Origin of the sequence: Flavobacterium glaciei, from assembly GCF_003350545.1 — a bacterium.
GTDB classification, from domain to species: Bacteria; Bacteroidota; Bacteroidia; order Flavobacteriales; family Flavobacteriaceae; genus Flavobacterium; species Flavobacterium glaciei.
This window is the reverse complement of the sequence record NZ_QQBA01000001.1, coordinates 352,142-371,131: the sequence shown is the minus strand read 5'-3', so window position 1 is coordinate 371,131 and position 18,990 is coordinate 352,142. Positions and strand designations below refer to the sequence as shown.

Genomic DNA, 18,990 nt, shown 5'->3' with positions numbered 1-18,990 from the left:
TAAATTACTAATTTTTACTTAAAATCAAATCTAACGTATCATATTTCCCTATTTTTGATGAATGAAACATATTATTTATTTATTTGTATTCCTACCTATTATGATGTGGGCTCAATCTGATTTTGATAAAGCAGAAAAGCTATTCAAAGCACAAAAATTTGAACAAGCACAATTAGTTTTTGAATCTATTCTGAAAACGAATCCATCAGATTTAAGAACTATTGAATATCTGGGAGATATTGCCGGACATTATAAGTCATGGGATAAAGCGATTGGGTATTATAAAAAACTCAAACAGCTGAAACCAACAGAGGCCGATTACCATTTTAAATATGGTGGAGTTTTAGGTATGAAAGCCAAAGATTCAAACAAGTTTAAAGCTCTTGGAATGATTGATGAAGTGAAATCATCTTTTGAAAAAGCTATAAGTCTGAATCCAAAACATATAGAATCGCGTTGGGCTTTGATAGAATTATATATTCAATTACCAGGAATAGTTGGCGGAAGCGAATCTAAAGCATTAAAATATTCCGGGGAATTATTGCGATTGTCACCCGTTGACGGTTATTTGTCAAGAGGTCATATCGAGGAATATTTTAAAAGATATACTGTTGCAGAACAACATTATAAAAAAGCAATTCTTGTAGGAGGTTCAAAAACAAGTTATCAAAAACTAGCTAATTTGTACAAGAACAAAATGCGAGATCCTGAAAAAGCAAAAGCAATTTTAGAAACGTGTAATAAAAAAAATCAAGACAGAACTTAATATGTCTTGAACTCAACAACCATAAACCAAAATTAGAATGCGTACACATTTTATAGCTATCGGGGGAAGTGCCATGCACAATCTGGCTTTAGCATTACACAATAAAGGATATCAAGTTACCGGAAGTGACGATGCGATTTTTGAACCATCAAAATCAAGATTAGACAAAAAGGGAATTTTACCGCCAGCATTAGGTTGGTTTCCTGAAAAAATAACTCAAGACATCGAAGCGGTAATTCTTGGAATGCACGCAAAAGCGGATAATCCTGAATTATTAAAAGCGCAAGAATTAGGACTGAAAATCTATTCGTATCCGGAATTTCTCTACGAACAATCTAAAAATAAAACGCGTGTTGTTATAGGTGGTTCCCATGGAAAAACAACAATTACTTCAATGATTTTGCATGTAATGCATTACCATGACATTGCTGTAGATTATATGGTGGGAGCACAACTGGAAGGTTTCGATACGATGGTGCATCTAACGGAGGAGAATGATTTTATTGTTTTGGAAGGAGACGAATATTTGTCTTCGCCAATTGATCGCAGACCTAAATTTCACTTATATCAACCTAATATTGCTTTAATTTCAGGAATTGCTTGGGATCATATTAACGTTTTTCCAACGTATGAAAATTACGTTGAACAGTTCGAAATTTTCATTGGTAAAATTACAAATGGTGGAATTCTTGTCTACAATGAAGATGATGCTGAAGTGAAGCGAGTTTCCGAAGCCGCAACAAACCCAATCCGAAAATTAGCATATCATACCCCAAAATATGCCGTAAGTGATGGCGTAACACTGCTCGAAACTCCAGAAGGTGATATGCCAATTGAAGTTTTTGGAGCGCATAATCTTAATAATTTGGCTGGTGCCAAATGGATTTGCCAAAATATGGGCGTTGATGAAGCTGATTTTTATGAAGCTATTGCCAGTTTTAAAGGTGCTTCAAAACGATTGGAAAAAATTGCCGAAAGCAAAACAAAAGTAGCCTATAAAGATTTTGCTCATTCACCAAGCAAAGTTGCCGCCACTACAAAAGCGGTCAAAGAACAATATCCTAATCGAACTTTAGTAGCGTGTTTAGAATTGCATACGTATAGCAGTTTGAATGCTGAATTCCTAAAAGAATACGAAGGCGCATTGGAATATGCTGATAAAGCAGTTGTTTTTTATTCGCCAGATGCAGTTAAAATCAAACAGCTGGAGGAAGTGACTTATGACCAAATTGCTAAATCTTTTAATCGAGAAGATTTAATTATTTATACCAATCCAAAAGATTTCAAAGACTATTTGTTCAACTTAAATCTTGAAAATTCTGCATTGCTGCTGATGAGTTCCGGTAATTATGGAGGATTAAACTTTGATGAAGTAAAGGAATTGGTAAAGTAATAGTGATATGAGTGATACTACTATAATTTCTAAAACTACGAGTGATAATCCAGATTTCATAAGCCTCATTTCTGCATTAGATAAAAGTTTGTGGGAGCGTTATCCAGAATTGAAAGCGGATTATTGGGGAAATAATATTTTAGAATTAAATCCAAATGTTGTAATTGTATATTCAGATAACAAAGCAGTTGCTTGTGGTTGTTTTAAAAAATATGATAAAGATACAATTGAAATAAAGCGTATGTTTGTTTTACCTGAGTTTCGAGGTATGGGTTTGGCACAAACAATTTTACGTGAATTGGAATGTTGGGCTAAGGACTTAGGATATTCGGTTTCTGTATTGGAAACATTATACAAACAAAAGGAAGCGATTGCTTTGTATCAAAAAGCAGGGTTTCAGATAGTGGATAATTACGAACCTTATGTGGGTTTAAAAAATAGTATTTGCATGCGGAAACAAATTTAAACATTATATAAATGGCTGAAAATTCCTTTTTTCCTATTACTAATTGGTCCGAAGACGATAAGCCACGTGAAAAACTGATGCTTAAAGGCAAAAGTGTTTTGAGTGACGCTGAATTGATTGCCATTCTGATAGGATCGGGAAGCAGAAGCGAGTCAGCGGTAGATTTAAGCAAACGCATTTTAGCAAGCGTAGATAATAACTTGAATGCATTAGGGAAATTATCTTTGTCGCAGCTCATGCAATTCAGGGGAATAGGGGAGGCAAAAGCAATTTCGATAATTGCCGCTTTAGAATTAGGAAGACGCCGTAGAGGGGAAGATGCTGTAGAATTGAAGAAAATCACTTCGAGCAAAGTCATTTTCGAAATCATGCAACCTATTATTGGCGAATTGCCACACGAGGAGTTTTGGATTATTTATATGAATAATTCGAATAAAGTAATTGCTAAGTCTCAGTTGAGTAAAGGCGGGATCACGGGAACATTGGTTGATGTGCGAATTGTTTTTAAAACAGCGCTAGAAATGGGAGCAACGGCGTTGATATTGTGCCACAATCATCCTTCAGGAACATTGATTCCAAGTGAGGCAGACAAACAAATTACAAGGAAATTAAAATTAGCAGGCGATAGTTTAGAAATAAAAGTATTGGATCATCTCATTGTAACAGAAACAAGTTATTTCAGCTTTGCTGATGAAGGAATATTTTAAAAATACAAAATGAAACAAACACATATAAAAGACGTTTTTTTTGATTTAGATCACACTCTCTGGGACTTTGATAAAAATTCAGAGCTTACTTTTGAAACCATTTTCAATAAAAACCATCCTACAGTTGAAACCAAAAGATTTATTGAAAAGTATGTGCCAATAAATCAAGAATGCTGGAAGCTATATCAATATGATAAAATTACCCATGAAGAATTGCGTTACAATCGACTCAAACATTCTTTTGATGCTTTAAATTATTCTATTTCTGATGAAGAAATTGATGCAATAGCAAATGACTACATCAAGTATTTACCGGAGAATAATCATCTTTTTGATGGAACAATAGAACTCTTGGACTATTTGAAACCGAAATATAATTTACATATTATAACCAATGGTTTCGCTGACGTCCAATTTAAGAAATTAAATAATTCAAAAATTGGTTCTTATTTTCATACCATAACTAATTCTGAAATGGCAGGAGTAAAGAAACCAAATCCAGTTATTTTTGATTATGCACTTGATTTGGCTAAAGCCAAAAAACAAAGCAGTATCATGATAGGGGATAGTCTAGATGCAGATGTACAAGGAGCACTAGATGCGGGTTTAGATGCTATTTATTTTAATGAAAGTAAAATAAAAGTAGAGCATCATATTAAACAAATTAACCATTTATTAGAACTCAAAAAATATTTATAAATATGAAAAAACAATTTTTACTAGTATTATTTTTTTTTGTTAGTTGCTCTTATTCTCAATCGGTTACGGATTATAAGGCTGTTATTGTCCCTATGAATTATAGTTTTCTTAAAACAGAAAATCAGTATCGTTTAAATACTTTTACTAAGTTTAATCTTGAGAAGGCAGGTTTTGTAGCTTTTTATAACCAAGAAGCTATTCCGAGTGAGTATAGTGATCGATGCAGTTTGTTATTTGTTGATGTTATCCAAGTCAGTGGTTTCTTAACGACAAAGCTTTATCTTACAATGAAGGATTGTAATGGAAAAATTATATTTCAATCCGATGTTGGTAAAAGTAAAGAAAAAGAATATCAAGTTGCGTTCACCGAAGCGTTGAATGATGCATTTAAGTCCATTTACGATTTAAAATACAATTATAGTGGTCAAAAAACAGTAAATCCTGAATCTGTTTCTGCTGAACCTGAAGCAAGTAAAACAGTTTCTGCTCCTGCGGCAAAAGTTGAAACACCAGTTTTGAGTACGCCAAAGATTATAAGTAAAACAGATACTAATTTACTTTACGCACAAGCCACAGTTAATGGATATCAGTTAATTGATAGTACGCCAAAAGTAATTATGAAAGTTTTTCATACCTCAAATAAACACTGTTACATTGCTGTAAAAGGGTATATTCAGGGAGTTTTATTGCTTAAAAATAATGAATGGGTTTTCGAATATTATCAAAATGAGCAGCTTTGGTCTGAAATAATAACGGTTAAGTTTTAGATTAAAACATTGTACGCACTAAAATAAACAGAAAGACGCCTTTAGAAATAAATGCATCTTTTTTATGGTATGAATTTAATAACCGTATTTATCTTTCCAACGGTTTTTAAGAAATTCCCGAATAGTGTTTTCTCTAGAGTTGTTTCCGGGAGTATATATAGGTGTTTTGCTTAATGATTCTGGTAAAAATTCTTGTTCAGCAAAATTATTGGTATAATCATGAGCATATTTATATTCCTCACCATATCCCAATTCTTTCATCAATTTTGTAGGTGCATTGCGCAGGTGAATAGGTACGGGTAAATCTCCAGTTTGTTTTACAAGTTGTTGAGCCGTTCCTATGGCCAAGTATGAAGCGTTACTTTTAGGCGAAGTAGCAAGGTAAACGGCGCATTGACTTAAAATAATTCTACTTTCAGGATAGCCAATGGTAGCCACAGCCTGAAAAGTATTGTTAGCCATTATAAATGCCGTTGGATTCGCATTTCCTATATCTTCGCTGCTTAAAATTAACATCCTTCGTGCTATAAATTTCACATCTTCACCGCCTTCAATCATTCGGGCGAGCCAATAGACAGCGCCATTTGGATCACTTCCCCGTATGGATTTTATAAAAGCAGAAACAATGTCATAATGTTGTTCGCCTGTTTTGTCATACAAAACGGTATTTTGTTGTACTAATGAGAAAACTAGATCATTTGTGATAATAATTTCGTCTTCATTAGACGCATTTACAACAAGTTCAAAAATATTTAATAGTTTTCGTCCATCGCCTCCGGAAAGTCTCAATAAAGCCTCAGTTTCACTTAAAATAATATTTTTTGTAGACAAATAGATGTCTGTTTTCATTGCGCGTTCTAAGAGTGACTCTAAATCTTTTTTGGTAAAAGCATTCAAAATATAGACTTGACAACGAGAGAGTAATGCAGGGATTACTTCAAAACTGGGGTTTTCTGTTGTGGCACCAATAAGTGTAATCCAACCTTTTTCTACTGCTGCTAACAAAGAGTCTTGTTGCGATTTACTAAAACGATGAATCTCATCGATAAATAAAATAGGGTTTTTAGCAGTAAACAAACCGCCACTTTGTTTTGCCTTTTCAATCACGTCACGAATATCTTTAACACCTGAATTGATGGCACTCAAAATATAAAATGGTCGTTTTGATTCTTGAGTAATAATTTGTGCCAAAGTAGTTTTTCCAGTTCCTGGTGGGCCCCAGAAAATTAATGACGGAATTATCCCTTTTGCAATTTGTTGCGTCAAGGAACCATTTGGCCCTACAAGATGGGATTGACTGATGTAGTCTTCTAATTTTTGTGGTCGTATTCGTTCTGCAAGAGGTGCTTCCATTGCGTAAAATTACAGTTTTTTTAATTTGCAACAGTTTGCTTAGGGTAAAGTTTGTTTTTTATGAGCTGTTTCTCCCGAAGTTTCGGGATATACTATATTTTTATATCTCGTTATTATAGCGAGAAAAAAAGGATGCCTCCCGAGACTTCGAGATCATCTGGGCTAGGAATTTGGTGGTTTATTTATTTTTTTTGTAAGTTTTATGACAAAATAGCATTAAATTTTTTTTGGACAAGTATTTGAATTAGAATCAAAACATAAAATATTTCGTTATTCATGGATAAACATTTCAAATTCACCAATGCAGTTATTGGACTACCTCTTTTTTTTGTGGTGTCGCTGTGGTTTGTCTTTTGGCTTGAAATCAGGTTTGATTTTGACTTTATTCAAAACGGTATTTACCCTCGAACTATTTCAGGTTTACAAGGGATTATTTTTAGTCCTTTTATTCATGCAGACATGAAACATTTGTATAATAATTCTTTTCCGCTATTGATACTTTTAGCTGCCTTGCAGTTTTTTTATGCTAAACAGTCATTGCACGTCATCGGTTACGGGATTATTTTGTCAGGATTTATTACTTGGATCATCGGCAGAGATAATTATCATATCGGTGCCAGCGGATTGATATATGTACTTTTTAGTTTTGTTTTTTTTAAAGGTATTCAGACAAAGTATAGTCGTCTTGTGGCATTGTCTCTTGCTGTTATTGTTGTATATGGCGGGTTGGTCTGGTATGTTTTCCCTACCCCAGCTGTGCAAGGCGAAAATTCTATATCTTGGGAAGGTCATTTAGCAGGGTTGATGACAGGTTTAATTCTTTCGTTTATTTATAAAACTCCTGAGTATAAAAAAATCATAAAATATGATTGGGAACATCCAGATTTCGATCCTTCTGATGATAAATTTATGCAGCGTTTTGATGCTAATGGTAATTTTGTTGATTTACCTAAACTTGAATTTTTTGATGAACTAGAGGAATCATCAACATACTTTACTTCTGTTTTGAAGGTAAATTATGAAGTTGTAACAAATGAAAAAAATGAATCAAAACCGGAGTCTTAATTCATTTTCAATTGATTTATTATTGTGTGATATTATTAAAATCTAAAAAGTAGAAATCTAAGATCTTTGTCTCACTGCTTCATATAAAAATGCGCCACAAGCTACAGATACATTTAATGAACCAATAGTACCAAACATTGGAAGTTTTGCTTTTTCATCTACAATTTTTAGGACTGACGGGTTTACACCACGATCCTCAGAACCCATAATGATTGCAATAGGTTCATTTAACGAAATGTCATAAATATTTTGATCTGTCTTTTCTGTTGCAGCCACAGTTTTTATTCCACTAGCTTGTAAAAGAAAAATGGCGTCCTTTATGTGTTCAACTTTACAAATTGGGATGTTGAAAACTGCTCCAGCAGATGTTTTTACAGTATCGCCATTAACAGGAGCTGATCCTGCTTTTTGAACAATGATTCCATTTACTCCAGTACATTCGGCAGTTCTGATGATAGCACCAAAATTACGCGCATCAGATATTTGATCTAATATCAAAAACAAAGGTTTTTTACCATTTTCGATTACCGTTTCTATCAAAGATTCTAAGTCAAAAAACGAAATTGGAGATATTGTAGCTACTGCACCTTGATGATTGTTAGGAGTCAATCGGTTTAGTTTTTCAACAGGAACATAGGAAAAGTTGATGTTTCCGCGCTTCATCACTTTCATTAAGTCTTTCATTAGTTCGCTGCTCGCTTCCTTCTGAATGTATACTTTATCTACTGTTGCGCCTGCTTGTATAGCTTCAATTATCGCTCTAATTCCAAATATTTGATGTTCTTTTTCCATGTTGCAAAGATATAAAAAAAAACCACCCTAAAAAATAGGATGGTTTCAATGTTTTAATTGGATGTGATTATCTCATAAAATCAGTAGGCCAATTTGCTCCACCTTGTCTTGTCAATACTGTTGTTCCTGAATCGTTGTATGTACTACGCCAGTTGATAGTTATTGTTGGACCAGCAGCGGCTACTATAGTGTATGTATAAGAGTCACCATATTGATCAGTTCCACTTGCAATTAAGTTACTACAAAACCATGTTACACGTGAACTTGCGCTAAAAGCAGGATTGTCTCCGTAACAACTTGATCCGAACATACCAAATGATAAATCACTTATTGTATATACTCCAGGCGTTGCCGTTGCTCCAAAAACTACTGATCCAGACACGGATGTTCCACAAGCAGCACCTGCAGCTTTCATATTTGTTGTCACGAATGTATGCGTTCCAGCTAAACTTTCAGTTATAGGACAAACCACATTGGCATTGTATTGAAATGGAGAATTAAAATAAGCTCCACCTACAATATTAGAGTTAGAATTAGCTCTAGTAAAAATTCTACCATCTTTTAAAACTTGTGCCAATCTGATAACAAACACATCTCCTCCAGTGTATTGCGAATCTGTCAAAGCAAACTTTGTTTTAAGTTCAGCAATAGATACTGATACAGTTGCAAAAGGTAGTTCTCTCGTACCAGCTGTAAATGCAGAAGCTGGAATTGATTTTAGTAAAGCTTCAGTTTTTGGATTACTACCATTACCTGCTGAATTGTCTATAAATCTAACATAGACATCAATTCGTTCTGTATTCTGACCATCATTTGCATCCTGCACTTCTAAATTTACTTGGAATTTTGCGTTTGCATCACCTGTAGCAATACTTGGATTGTCTACTTTGATGGTACGTAAATTTCCACCACCATTTTGTGTGTTTTCTAATACATAATCTATCGGATTATCTCCTTCGCTACAAGAGAAAAATAATGTCGAAGATAGTAAAACACATAAAGAAATAATTATTTTTTTCATGATCGTTTTTTATTTAGTTACCAATTGGGAATCCAGTTTCAGGGTTGTTATCCCAGAACACTCGTTGCGTTACTTTTGCTTTTTGTTTTATATTTGGATTCGTTCCAGTAACATCAGCAGGATATAAGAAAGAACGGATGAATCCATCTGCTTTTTCATCAATATTTGGCTGCATTTTTCTTGGGAATCCAGTTCTTCTGTATGCATTGTAAGCATCTGTACCATTTCCGAAAAGAGAAATAAAGAATTCTGTAATTACAACATCTAATTTATTAGCATTTGAAACAGCAGCATCGTATTTGTCTTGAACAGCAGTAATGTACAAGTTGTCAACAGATAATGCAGGCGCAAACGATGTGATAGCTGTTTTATCTCTAGTTATAAATCCTCTAACTTTAGTTATAGATTTTTGAATACCGGCAGTCATAAAAGACCTTGCATCTCCAGTTCCTCCTGGTGATAAAGCTGCTTCTGCTCTCCAGAAATCTACAGTTGAAGCCAAAACAATTGGAGTAGTACCTGCTCCATTCGCTCCGAAAGATACATTATTGATTGCTCTAAATGTATTGTCATCGAATTTACCACCTGCAGGATAAACTCCTACAGCAGTTCTTTTAGTTCTGTCATTTGGTATACCTTCATCATTTCCGTGATCTCTTCCCCAATATCCTTGGTCTGCATCTATTCTACAATATACGTGTCCACCAGCGTCATAATGAGCAGGTGCTGGTTCTACAGAACATCTCAAATCTTGCTCGTTTACAGGAACAGTATTTACTTGTCTGTAAAAATAGTATCTCATTCTAGGGTCTTGAGTTGTTTTACCATTTTTCATTTCATTCATTAACCAGTTAGCTTGGTATCCAGCTTCAACACCAGAAGGCGTATAATTTTCAACATATGCTGGATGTCTGGAGTCTGGATTTGCATTGCTTGTACCCCAGTTGAATTCAAAGTCTTCACCAGTTCCAATGAATGAACCTGTAGCTATTATAGCATTAAATTTACTGATGGCAGTTGCATCCACTAATCTAGTTTGCAAATAAATTTTTAGTTTTAATGTGTTTGCTAGTTTAATCCATTTAGCCCAACTTTTGTTATAGTAAAAGTCTATTTTAGGATTTGAAGTCGCAGATGCGTTAAAATTAACAATTGATTTGTCTAATAAATCAAGTGCCGCTTCGTAAACATCTTTCCCTGAATCAAGCTTAGGATTTAAATTGTTAACGTCTAGTGCTTCACTATACGGTATATCACCAAAGAAATCTACCAATGTAATTAAAGTGTAAGCTTCAATTACTTGCCCAATAGCGATATGTTTTGTTAATCCTCTTTCAGCAGCTATAGGATTCATAATTCTATTATTTTTTAAAATAACAGCATACGAACTTGTCCAATCACCATTGAATGTACTTGCACTATAAGCATCATCTTGGTAATTACGACCAAACATCCATTTTAGTCTACTTACTTCTGATCCTACAGTACCAAAATTTTGCATAGTACCTGCAAATTGTACTTGAACTTTGTTTAAAAGTAAGTCTGGATCAGCAGCTGTTGCTGAAGCTGCATTTGGATCATCTGTCAGATTTAGTTCAGTGGTTTCACATGAGGTAAACGTCACCATACTTATTATTGCAATAAGTAAACCTGTTGTTTTTATTATTTTTTTCATAATTGTTTATTAAATTTTTAGAATGTAGCTTTAATGCTAAAACCATATCTTTTACCGCTAGGTCCGTTTAAGAAATCAAAACCTCTACCATTACCTACTCCAGTACCAACTACGTTTGGATCAAAGTTTACACCTTTAGGAGTATTGAAGGCATTATAGTAAAGATTATATCCTGAAACACTGAAGCTGATGCTTCCAAAAGGTGTTCTTTCAATCATTTTTGCTGGGAAATTATACCCTAAAGATACTTCGTTTAATCGAATTACCGATCCATCATATACACTTAATTCATCAGGACCAAATGCAACGTTATTAAAGTAGTAAGTAGAGTTGTTAATTTGCAAATCGTTTGGTGTGCCATCTTCTTTTACACCAGGTAGAGTAAATGATTGTAGTCTGTCTACTGTGTCTGTTGTCAAACCTCTACCTAATAAAGCTGCTGTAGTTTGAGAATATACGTCTCCACCACTTACATAACTTATCAAAAAGTTTAAGTTTATATTTTTATAAGAGAAAGTGTTTGTAGTATTTAATGTAAAGTCAGGATTTGGATTACCTATGATAAAAGGTCCTGCTTCAACAGCATAATCTCCAACACTGTTAACCACAAAATTACCATTAGCATCTCTTCTTACTCTAGATCCAACCATAACACCTATTTGTTCTCCCTCTATAGCTTGGTTACCTAAATTAGTAAAACCAGCTATTGTTATTCTTTCTAACTCTCCTAGATCTTTTACAATCATTTCTCCTTTAAAGAAGTTAGAAGACAATTCCCAATTGAAACCTTTGTCGTTGTTTTTTACTAGGTGTAAATCTAAATCTACTTCTATACCATTACCTCTTAACTCTCCAATATTAGTATAAATACTAGAAAAACCAGATGAAGGATCAATAGGGGTTTCAGTGATTAAGTTTTTAGTTGTTCTTAAGAAATAAGAAGCGTTTAATCCTATTCTGTTATCAAAGAATTTAGAGTCAAAACCGAATTCATATTCTGAAAGTAATTCTGGTTTTAAATTTGCATTTCCTAATCTTGAACTAGCTTGTAGAGAAGGATTAACAACTCCATTAGCGTCAGAGAAGTCTCTAGCCGATAAATCTAAGTTGTTTGATACTGGGTAAGAATCTGCAAAACCTGCTGATGTTCCGTAACTTGCTCTTAATTTTAGGAAATTTAGTCCATTAGTACTTTTTAAATTGTCGAATGCTTCCGTTGGGATGAAAGAGATACTACCTGCTGGATAAGTGATGCTATTAATAAAAGTATTAGAAACCCAGTCAGTTCTAGTTGATAAATTTAAATACAAATACTTTTCGTAATCAAATTCTGCTAAGCCATACACACCAACAATATTTTTATTCTCAGAGTATTGTATTGGAGATTGTGTAGTAAAGTTATAGTGTCTTTGTACACCAAAAATTAGTTGCCCAACACTATTTACCCCTTGACGATCATAAGCTTGAAATCTTGATGTAGCTCCAGCTGTGAAATTAAGTCCAATTTTATCTGTTAATTGGTAATTACCATTAAGCATTATATTGTGATCCCAAATTAAATTGTTGTTGTCAAAAGTTCTGTAATTTCCTAAAACTGGTCCTCTAGGTGCTCCAACATTAGTGTAAGAACTGTTGCGCTCATTGTAGAAATCGAAACCAACTCTATAGTTTAATTTTAAATTGTCATTGATATCATAACTTAATGCCGTATTACCAAATGTTCTATTTGTAATTTGACGTACAGATGAGTTATTAAGTGTCCAGTATGGGTTCACAATATCATTTCCAGAACGATAACTTAAATTTTCACCTGTAACTGGATGTTGATAAGGCCAGTTTTGCAAATCTACATTTCGTGGAGTGTAAAAGATATCAGCAAAAATAGATAAACCAGCACCTGCAACACCAGAACCATTACTTCTTGCTACCGGAGGAGTCAAAAAGTCAGTTCTTGAGAAGTTCATTGTTCCACTGATAGTAAATTTATTACTTAATTTAGATATTCCACCAGCACTAAAAGAAGTTCTTTTAAGAACGTTACCTGGTGTAAAACCTTCATCATTTAAATTTCCAAAGTTGAAGTTGTAAGAGGTGTTGCCATCATCCGATGCTCCTGCTAAATTTACGCTAGTATTAATTACAGCACCAGTTCTAAAAAAGTCTTTAACATTATTTGGTCGTGCTTCAAAAGGAATTCTTTGTCCTTGATATTCTGGGAATACAGTTGCTAAACTTGCTCTGCTGTAAGGGTGTAATATGGTACCATCAGCTGCGATGTTAGAACCTTGTGCAGCATAACCACCTAGGCCATCTTTATAAAAACCTGGACCCCAGTTTGAAAAGAAATTTCCATAAGTCTGATCAAATCCATTACCAAATGTGTTTTGATAATCAGGTAATGAAGCTATCTCATTAAAAAATAAAGATTGATTTACTGTTATTTCGTTCTTTTTAGCTCCTTTTTTATTTGCACCACCTTTTGTTGTAATTAAAATTACTCCATTTCTACCGGCAGTACCATAAAGTGTAGTTGCTGCATATCCTTTAAGGATGTTTACGTTTGCGATGTTGTTTGGGTCTAAATCTAGAAAACGACTTGAACCAGAGTTTCCATCAGCGAAATTTCCTGATGCATTAGTGTCACTTGCAAAAGGCACACCATCAACAATAAATAAAGGTTGTGTGTTACCTGAAATCGAGTTTAAACCACGAATGTTGATGTTTGTACCAGATCCGGAAATACCACTAGTTTGGTTAATATTAACCCCAGATGCTTTTCCAGTTAGAACTCTTGCAACATCTCCTTCTGCTCTTTGCTCAATATCGGCAGATTTTATCTCGCTCACAGCATAACCTAGAGCCTTTTTTTCTCTTTTGATACCTTGAGCTGTAATTACAACACTTTCTAGCTCCATTGCAGTACTTTGCATTTTCACATTTAAATTAGCTGATTTTGCGAGAAGCTCTTCGCTTTTCATACCAATGTAGCTAAATACAAGTGTCTCATTTGGGCTAGCTTTGATAGAATATTTTCCATCAAAATCAGTTTGTGTTCCATTCTTTGTTCCTTTAACTAATACACTCACGCCTGGTATAGGCAATCCTGCATTATCAGAAACAACACCTGAAACAGATCTTTCTTGCGCAAAAGTTAGTTGCGCCATAAGTACTACTAATAGTACTAAGATTCCATTGAACTTTAGTTTCATTTTTTAATATTTTGGATTAGTCTCGCAAACATCATAATAATTTGTTAATTTTCCTAATATATAAATCTCTATTTTTTTTTGTATTTAAAATTTAACATTATAACTAATATGTGCAATTGTGTTATAAAATTCAATTTGTTGGTTTTTGGGGGTTCCATTTGCTATAGCAAATTTTAATAGGCCATTTTTTGTTTGTATTCCAAATCCTAGTCCTAGACCTAAGAGTGCCTCGTTATTTCCTTTGTTTTCGATATTTGATTTGTTCTTGTAAATGCAGTAATCTAGTATTGAATGTATGTATAGATTAGGTGAGAGCATATATCGATATTCAGTTAGAAGTGAGGTCTGGAAATGTGCTTGTAGGCTGTTTTCTGTAAAGCCTCTTATGCTATTAAATCCTCCAAAACGAAAGAGTTCGTTAATAATATAACTATTACTTTGTAGGAAGTTATTCTGACTATTTATATTTATGATGTTCTTTTTATTCAAATTAAAATTGTGTGAAGCTTGAATGTTTATATAAAACTGATTGTTTTTTATGTTGTTTTCTAGTTGATTGTTGATTTCTCGTTTTCCAGTTCCTACTGTTACAAATACATGAGTTTTTATCGGAAAAGTCAAATTGCCTATATCAATTTTGGTGTAGTTAAAACTGGATGTTAAAAATGAATTGCTAAAATCGCTTATTGAGGAGTCTATTGAGTTTTGAATGTCGCTGGATTCTGTTGTTTGGTAACCCAAATAAAATCGGGTATTATAACTGGCAAAATAGCTTAGATCTATTGTTGTTTTTGTGTTTTGAAAAGTACTGTCTTGTCGAAATAATTGAATTCCTGCTTTTAACCCTATTGGAGTTTTGCGTAAATAAGGAAGTTCAATACTAGCATTAAATGTTTTTTGATCATTCCCATCGCTTTTCCAATAAACAGCTAATTGTTCTCCGGAACCCAAAATGTTTTCGAGTTTCACGTCTAAGTACCCGTTCAGTTTGATTGTATTGTTTTCATTGTTTGAAAATCCAACAAATCCATCAAAAGTATTTGATTTTTTATTTTCAAGATATACGTAAACTTTTGTAGTGTCTTCTGTGAATAAAATTTCTGGATATTTAACTTGGTTAATAAATCCAAATTTTTCAAAATCATTATAAATTTCGTCCGCTATTTTCTGATTAAATACATTGTTTTTATACTTCCTATTGATTTGTGCTAAATGTCCATTTGGAAATTTACTTGATCGGTTGCTTTCTGTGTAATTTACAATTATGGAGTTTAGTGTTCTTTTTTTGTCGGATTCAAGTTTTAAATCGGCAAGGATTCTATTTCCGGCTCTTTTAATGTTTGTTAATTTCAGTCTTGCTAACGCAAATCCATTTTGTTCTAATTTCTGAACGGTCTTTATTAGAAAAGAATTAATTTCTGAATATGGTAATTTTATAGTGTCGTTTTTTTTATTTGTTTGAGTTGTATTTTCGAGAATTAAATTTTCACCTATATATATATGTATTGTTTTGATTTTTTTTCCAAGTGTAAAATAAGCGGTATAAGTTGAGTCGTCTACTTTGTTAAATTTAGTGTTGGAGTTATCTATGTAGCCTACATCAGATAATTTCTTCGAAAGTATGATGACCTCTTCACTAATTGATTTCGTATTCTTATGAATTGTATTGTATTTCAGTGAGTCTATTGTTTTTGTTTCTAATGGGTTGCTTCCTGATATTAATAATCGGAAATTTTGCGCCGAACAATTGAGGCAAATAATTAGAAAGAATATTAAAATAGTTGAGAATTTCAAGTGAGTAAGTGTTTTATTAAAAGTAACGCAAATATCTCTTGTTTGTGATAAAAATCAAATGATAAAATAATCTTATTGAAAATTAATAGATTAAGGTTTGTAGAGTAAAAAATATTTTCTACATTTGCAACCCCGTAAAAAGCGGGAATTTAATATAATAAGAAATTTTTAGTATTAATTATGCCAACAATTCAACAATTAGTAAGAACAGGAAGAACTCAGATAACTAAGAAGAGTAAATCGGTTGCTTTAGATTCTTGTCCTCAAAGAAGAGGGGTTTGTACGCGTGTTTACACTACAACACCAAAAAAACCAAACTCTGCAATGCGTAAAGTAGCGCGTGTACGTTTGACAAATGGTAATGAAGTGAATGCTTACATCCCTGGTGAAGGACACAATTTACAAGAGCACTCGATAGTATTAGTTAGGGGTGGAAGGGTAAAAGATTTACCAGGAGTTAGATACCACATCGTTCGTGGTGCACTTGATACGTCAGGAGTAGCAGGAAGAACGCAAAGAAGATCTAAGTACGGAGCAAAACGCCCAAAAGAAGCAAAAAAGTAATTTAAAAAGTTATTTCGTGTGTAATGTGATTAATCACAATTGTGCAAGTATGACCTTTTATTAAAAAAAAGACATGAGAAAAAGAGCGGCAAAGAAAAGACCACTTTTACCAGATCCAAGGTTTAATGACCAACTGGTAACACGTTTTGTGAACAACTTAATGTGGGATGGAAAAAAATCGACAGCGTTTAAAGTATTTTATGATGCAATTGATATCATTGAGTCTAAAAAACAAGATGCAGAGAAACCATCATTAGAAATTTGGAAAGATGCGTTAACTAACGTTATGCCACACGTAGAAGTGCGTAGTCGTAGAGTTGGTGGAGCTACATTCCAAATTCCAATGCAAATTCGTCCAGATAGAAAAATTTCTATGGCGATGAAATGGTTAATTCTTTATTCAAGAAGAAGAAACGAAAAATCTATGGCTCAAAGGTTAGCTTCAGAATGTTTAGCTGCGGCTAAAGAAGAAGGAGCTGCTGTTAAGAAAAGAATGGATACTCACAAAATGGCAGAAGCTAATAAAGCTTTCTCTCACTTTAGATTTTAATTCTTAAGAAATGGCTAGAGATCTAAAATACACAAGAAATATAGGAATTGCTGCTCACATTGATGCTGGTAAAACAACAACAACTGAGCGTATTTTATTCTATACTGGAAAATCACACAAAATTGGTGAAGTACATGATGGTGCTGCAACAATGGACTGGATGGCACAAGAGCAAGAAAGAGGTATTACAATTACTTCTGCTGCTACTACTTGTGAATGGAATTTTCCGACTACACAAGGTAAAATTTTACCTGAAACATTACCTTATCACTTTAATATTATCGATACTCCGGGACACGTTGACTTTACAGTTGAAGTAAACCGTTCGTTACGTGTACTTGATGGTTTAGTTTTCTTATTTAGTGCTGTTGATGGTGTTGAGCCTCAGTCAGAAACTAACTGGAGATTAGCAGATCAATACAGAGTTCCACGTATTGGATTCGTTAATAAAATGGATAGACAAGGTTCTAACTTTTTGATGGTTTGTCAACAAGTAAGAGATATGTTAAAATCAAATGCAGTTGCAATCACTTTGCCTATTGGTGAAGAAAATGATTTCAGAGGTGTAGTTGATTTAGTTAAAAACCAAGCTATTGTTTGGGATGATGCTGGAATGGGTGCGACTTATGAAGTTGTAGATATTCCTGCTGATATGGTTGATGAAGTTAAAGAATACAGAGATATTCTTATCGAAGCAGTTGCTGATTATGATGAGAATTTGCTTGACAAGTACATGGAAGATCCAGACTCTATAACAGAGGAGGAAATCAACATTGCTTTGAGAGCTGCTGTTATGGATATGGCTATCATTCCTATGATCGCTGGTTCTTCTTTCAAAAACAAAGGAGTTCAATTCATGTTGGATGCGGTATGTAAATATTTGCCATCTCCAATGGACAAAGATGGTATCGAAGGAATTCATCCTGATGATGCTGATTTGTTAGAAGAAGATCAAACTAAAATTTTGCGTAAGCCAGATGTTAAAGAGCCATTCGCTGCTTTAGCATTTAAAATTGCTACTGATCCTTTCGTAGGTCGTTTAGCTTTCTTCCGTGCTTACTCAGGACGTTTAGATGCTGGTTCTTATGTTTTGAACACACGTTCAGGAAATAAAGAAAGAATTTCTCGTATCTATCAAATGCATGCTAACAAACAAAACCCAATCGAATATATCGAAGCAGGTGACATTGGGGCGGCAGTTGGATTTAAAGATATTAAAACTGGAGATACATTGTGTGATGAAAAAAACCCAATTATCTTAGAAAGTATGAAATTCCCTGCTCCGGTAATTGGTATTGCAATTGAGCCTAAAACTAAAGCTGACGTAGATAAAATGGGTATGGCTTTAGCTAAGTTAGCTGAAGAAGATCCAACGTTTACTGTTAGAACAGATGAAGCTTCAGGTCAAACTATTATCTCAGGTATGGGTGAGCTTCACTTAGATATCTTAGTTGATAGAATGAGACGTGAATTCAAAGTTGAAGTAAATCAAGGTGAGCCTCAAGTTGAATATAAAGAAGCTTTTACCAAGAAAGCACAACATAGAGAAACATACAAGAAACAATCTGGAGGTCGTGGTAAATTCGGTGATATCGTATTTATTCTTGAACCAGCAGATGAAGTTGACGGTAAAGCTCCAGTTGGATTGCAGTTTGTAAATGCAGTAAAAGGTGGTAACGTTCCTAAAGAATATATCCCATCAGTTGAAAAAGGTTTCAGAGAAGCTATGAAAACTGGTCCTTTAGCAGGATACCAAGTAGATAGTTTGAAAGTAACTTTATTAGACGGATCTTTCCACCCTGTGGATTCTGATGCACTTTCTTTTGAGCTTGCGGCAAGAATGGGTTATAGAGAGGTAGCTAAAGCAGCTGGTGCTGTTATATTAGAGCCAATCATGAAAATGGAAGTGATAACACCAGAGGAAAACATGGGAGATATCGTAGGTGATATTAACCGTCGTAGAGGTCAGGTGAATGATATGGGTGATAGAGCTGGTGCTAAAACCATTAAGGCTGATGTGCCGTTATCTGAAATGTTTGGTTACGTTACTACGTTAAGAACACTTTCTTCAGGTAGAGCAACATCTACTATGGAATTTTCACACTACTCTGAAACGCCTTCTAATATTTCGGAAGCAGTTATCAAAAAAGCAAAAGGAAACGCATAATC

Annotated in this window: 16 protein-coding genes; 10 read left to right on the top strand and 6 right to left on the bottom strand. The window is 34.0% G+C overall.

The genetic code is table 11. The features are described 5' to 3' along the window. Positions 1 to 61: 61 nt before the first annotated feature. The 6 genes from DFR66_RS01805 to DFR66_RS01780 are packed head-to-tail and all read left to right on the top strand — an operon-like array spanning position 62 to position 4,798. Positions 62 to 766, top strand: coding sequence for a tetratricopeptide repeat protein (locus DFR66_RS01805; protein WP_114753122.1), 705 nt, complete (start codon positions 62 to 64; stop codon positions 764 to 766). Positions 767 to 803: 37 nt separating this feature from the next. Beyond that, positions 804 to 2,159 carry a UDP-N-acetylmuramate--L-alanine ligase gene (locus DFR66_RS01800; protein ID WP_114753121.1) on the top strand — a complete coding sequence of 452 codons (1,356 nt, stop codon included), beginning with the start codon at positions 804 to 806 and terminating at the stop codon, positions 2,157 to 2,159. Positions 2,160 to 2,166: 7 nt separating this feature from the next. Continuing rightward, a complete protein-coding gene (locus DFR66_RS01795) occupies positions 2,167 to 2,625 on the top strand; it encodes a GNAT family N-acetyltransferase (protein WP_114753120.1) in 459 nt (152 codons plus the stop codon). A gap of 11 nt (positions 2,626 to 2,636) precedes the next feature. Further along, a complete protein-coding gene (radC, locus tag DFR66_RS01790) occupies positions 2,637 to 3,332 on the top strand; it encodes a RadC family protein (protein WP_114753119.1) in 696 nt (231 codons plus the stop codon). A gap of 9 nt (positions 3,333 to 3,341) precedes the next feature. Beyond that, entirely contained in the window at positions 3,342 to 4,031 is a 690-nt protein-coding gene (locus DFR66_RS01785) for a YjjG family noncanonical pyrimidine nucleotidase (RefSeq protein ID WP_114753118.1), read from the top strand. A gap of 2 nt (positions 4,032 to 4,033) precedes the next feature. After that, complete coding sequence (locus tag DFR66_RS01780; protein ID WP_114753117.1) at positions 4,034 to 4,798, top strand: hypothetical protein; 765 nt, start codon at positions 4,034 to 4,036, stop codon at positions 4,796 to 4,798. A 75-nt stretch (positions 4,799 to 4,873) separates the two neighbouring features. Here the strand turns inward: DFR66_RS01780 and DFR66_RS01775 are convergent, their stop codons facing one another. After that, the gene (locus tag DFR66_RS01775) at positions 4,874 to 6,151 is read right to left on the bottom strand and encodes a replication-associated recombination protein A (protein WP_114753116.1); all 1,278 of its coding nucleotides are present in this window, start codon (positions 6,149 to 6,151) and stop codon (positions 4,874 to 4,876) included. 276 nt (positions 6,152 to 6,427) lie between these two features. Here DFR66_RS01775 and DFR66_RS01770 point away from each other — a divergent pair, with 276 nt between their 5' ends. Then, positions 6,428 to 7,216 (top strand): rhomboid family intramembrane serine protease, encoded by a 789-nt coding sequence (locus DFR66_RS01770; protein WP_114753115.1) that lies wholly within the window; start codon positions 6,428 to 6,430, stop codon positions 7,214 to 7,216. Between the two features lie 57 nt (positions 7,217 to 7,273). Here DFR66_RS01770 and rlmB read toward each other — a convergent pair whose 3' ends face one another. From rlmB to DFR66_RS01745, 5 genes are all read right to left on the bottom strand, one after another. Beyond that, the gene (rlmB, locus tag DFR66_RS01765) at positions 7,274 to 8,008 is read right to left on the bottom strand and encodes a 23S rRNA (guanosine(2251)-2'-O)-methyltransferase RlmB (protein WP_114753114.1); all 735 of its coding nucleotides are present in this window, start codon (positions 8,006 to 8,008) and stop codon (positions 7,274 to 7,276) included. Positions 8,009 to 8,075: 67 nt separating this feature from the next. Beyond that, positions 8,076 to 9,029, bottom strand: a complete 954-nt coding sequence (locus DFR66_RS01760) for a hypothetical protein (protein ID WP_114753113.1) — start codon at positions 9,027 to 9,029, stop codon at positions 8,076 to 8,078. Positions 9,030 to 9,042: 13 nt separating this feature from the next. Then, positions 9,043 to 10,704, bottom strand: a complete 1,662-nt coding sequence (locus tag DFR66_RS01755; protein WP_114753112.1) for a SusD/RagB family nutrient-binding outer membrane lipoprotein — start codon at positions 10,702 to 10,704, stop codon at positions 9,043 to 9,045. A gap of 17 nt (positions 10,705 to 10,721) precedes the next feature. After that, on the bottom strand, positions 10,722 to 13,913 hold the full coding sequence (locus DFR66_RS01750) for a SusC/RagA family TonB-linked outer membrane protein (protein ID WP_114753111.1): 3,192 nt from the start codon (positions 13,911 to 13,913) through the stop codon (positions 10,722 to 10,724). Positions 13,914 to 13,997: 84 nt separating this feature from the next. After that, positions 13,998 to 15,707, bottom strand: coding sequence for an outer membrane protein assembly factor (locus DFR66_RS01745; protein ID WP_242008613.1), 1,710 nt, complete (start codon positions 15,705 to 15,707; stop codon positions 13,998 to 14,000). Positions 15,708 to 15,887: 180 nt separating this feature from the next. On the opposite strand from DFR66_RS01745, the gene rpsL reads away from it, so the two are divergent. The 3 genes from rpsL (at position 15,888) to fusA (ending at position 18,988) form a co-directional block, all read left to right on the top strand. Continuing rightward, entirely contained in the window at positions 15,888 to 16,271 is a 384-nt protein-coding gene (gene rpsL, locus DFR66_RS01740) for a 30S ribosomal protein S12 (RefSeq protein ID WP_007136570.1), read from the top strand. A 73-nt stretch (positions 16,272 to 16,344) separates the two neighbouring features. After that, complete coding sequence (gene rpsG, locus DFR66_RS01735; RefSeq protein ID WP_035668130.1) at positions 16,345 to 16,821, top strand: 30S ribosomal protein S7; 477 nt, start codon at positions 16,345 to 16,347, stop codon at positions 16,819 to 16,821. A gap of 10 nt (positions 16,822 to 16,831) precedes the next feature. Next, a complete protein-coding gene (fusA, locus tag DFR66_RS01730; protein ID WP_114753110.1) occupies positions 16,832 to 18,988 on the top strand; it encodes an elongation factor G in 2,157 nt (718 codons plus the stop codon). Positions 18,989 to 18,990: the final 2 nt, after the last annotated feature.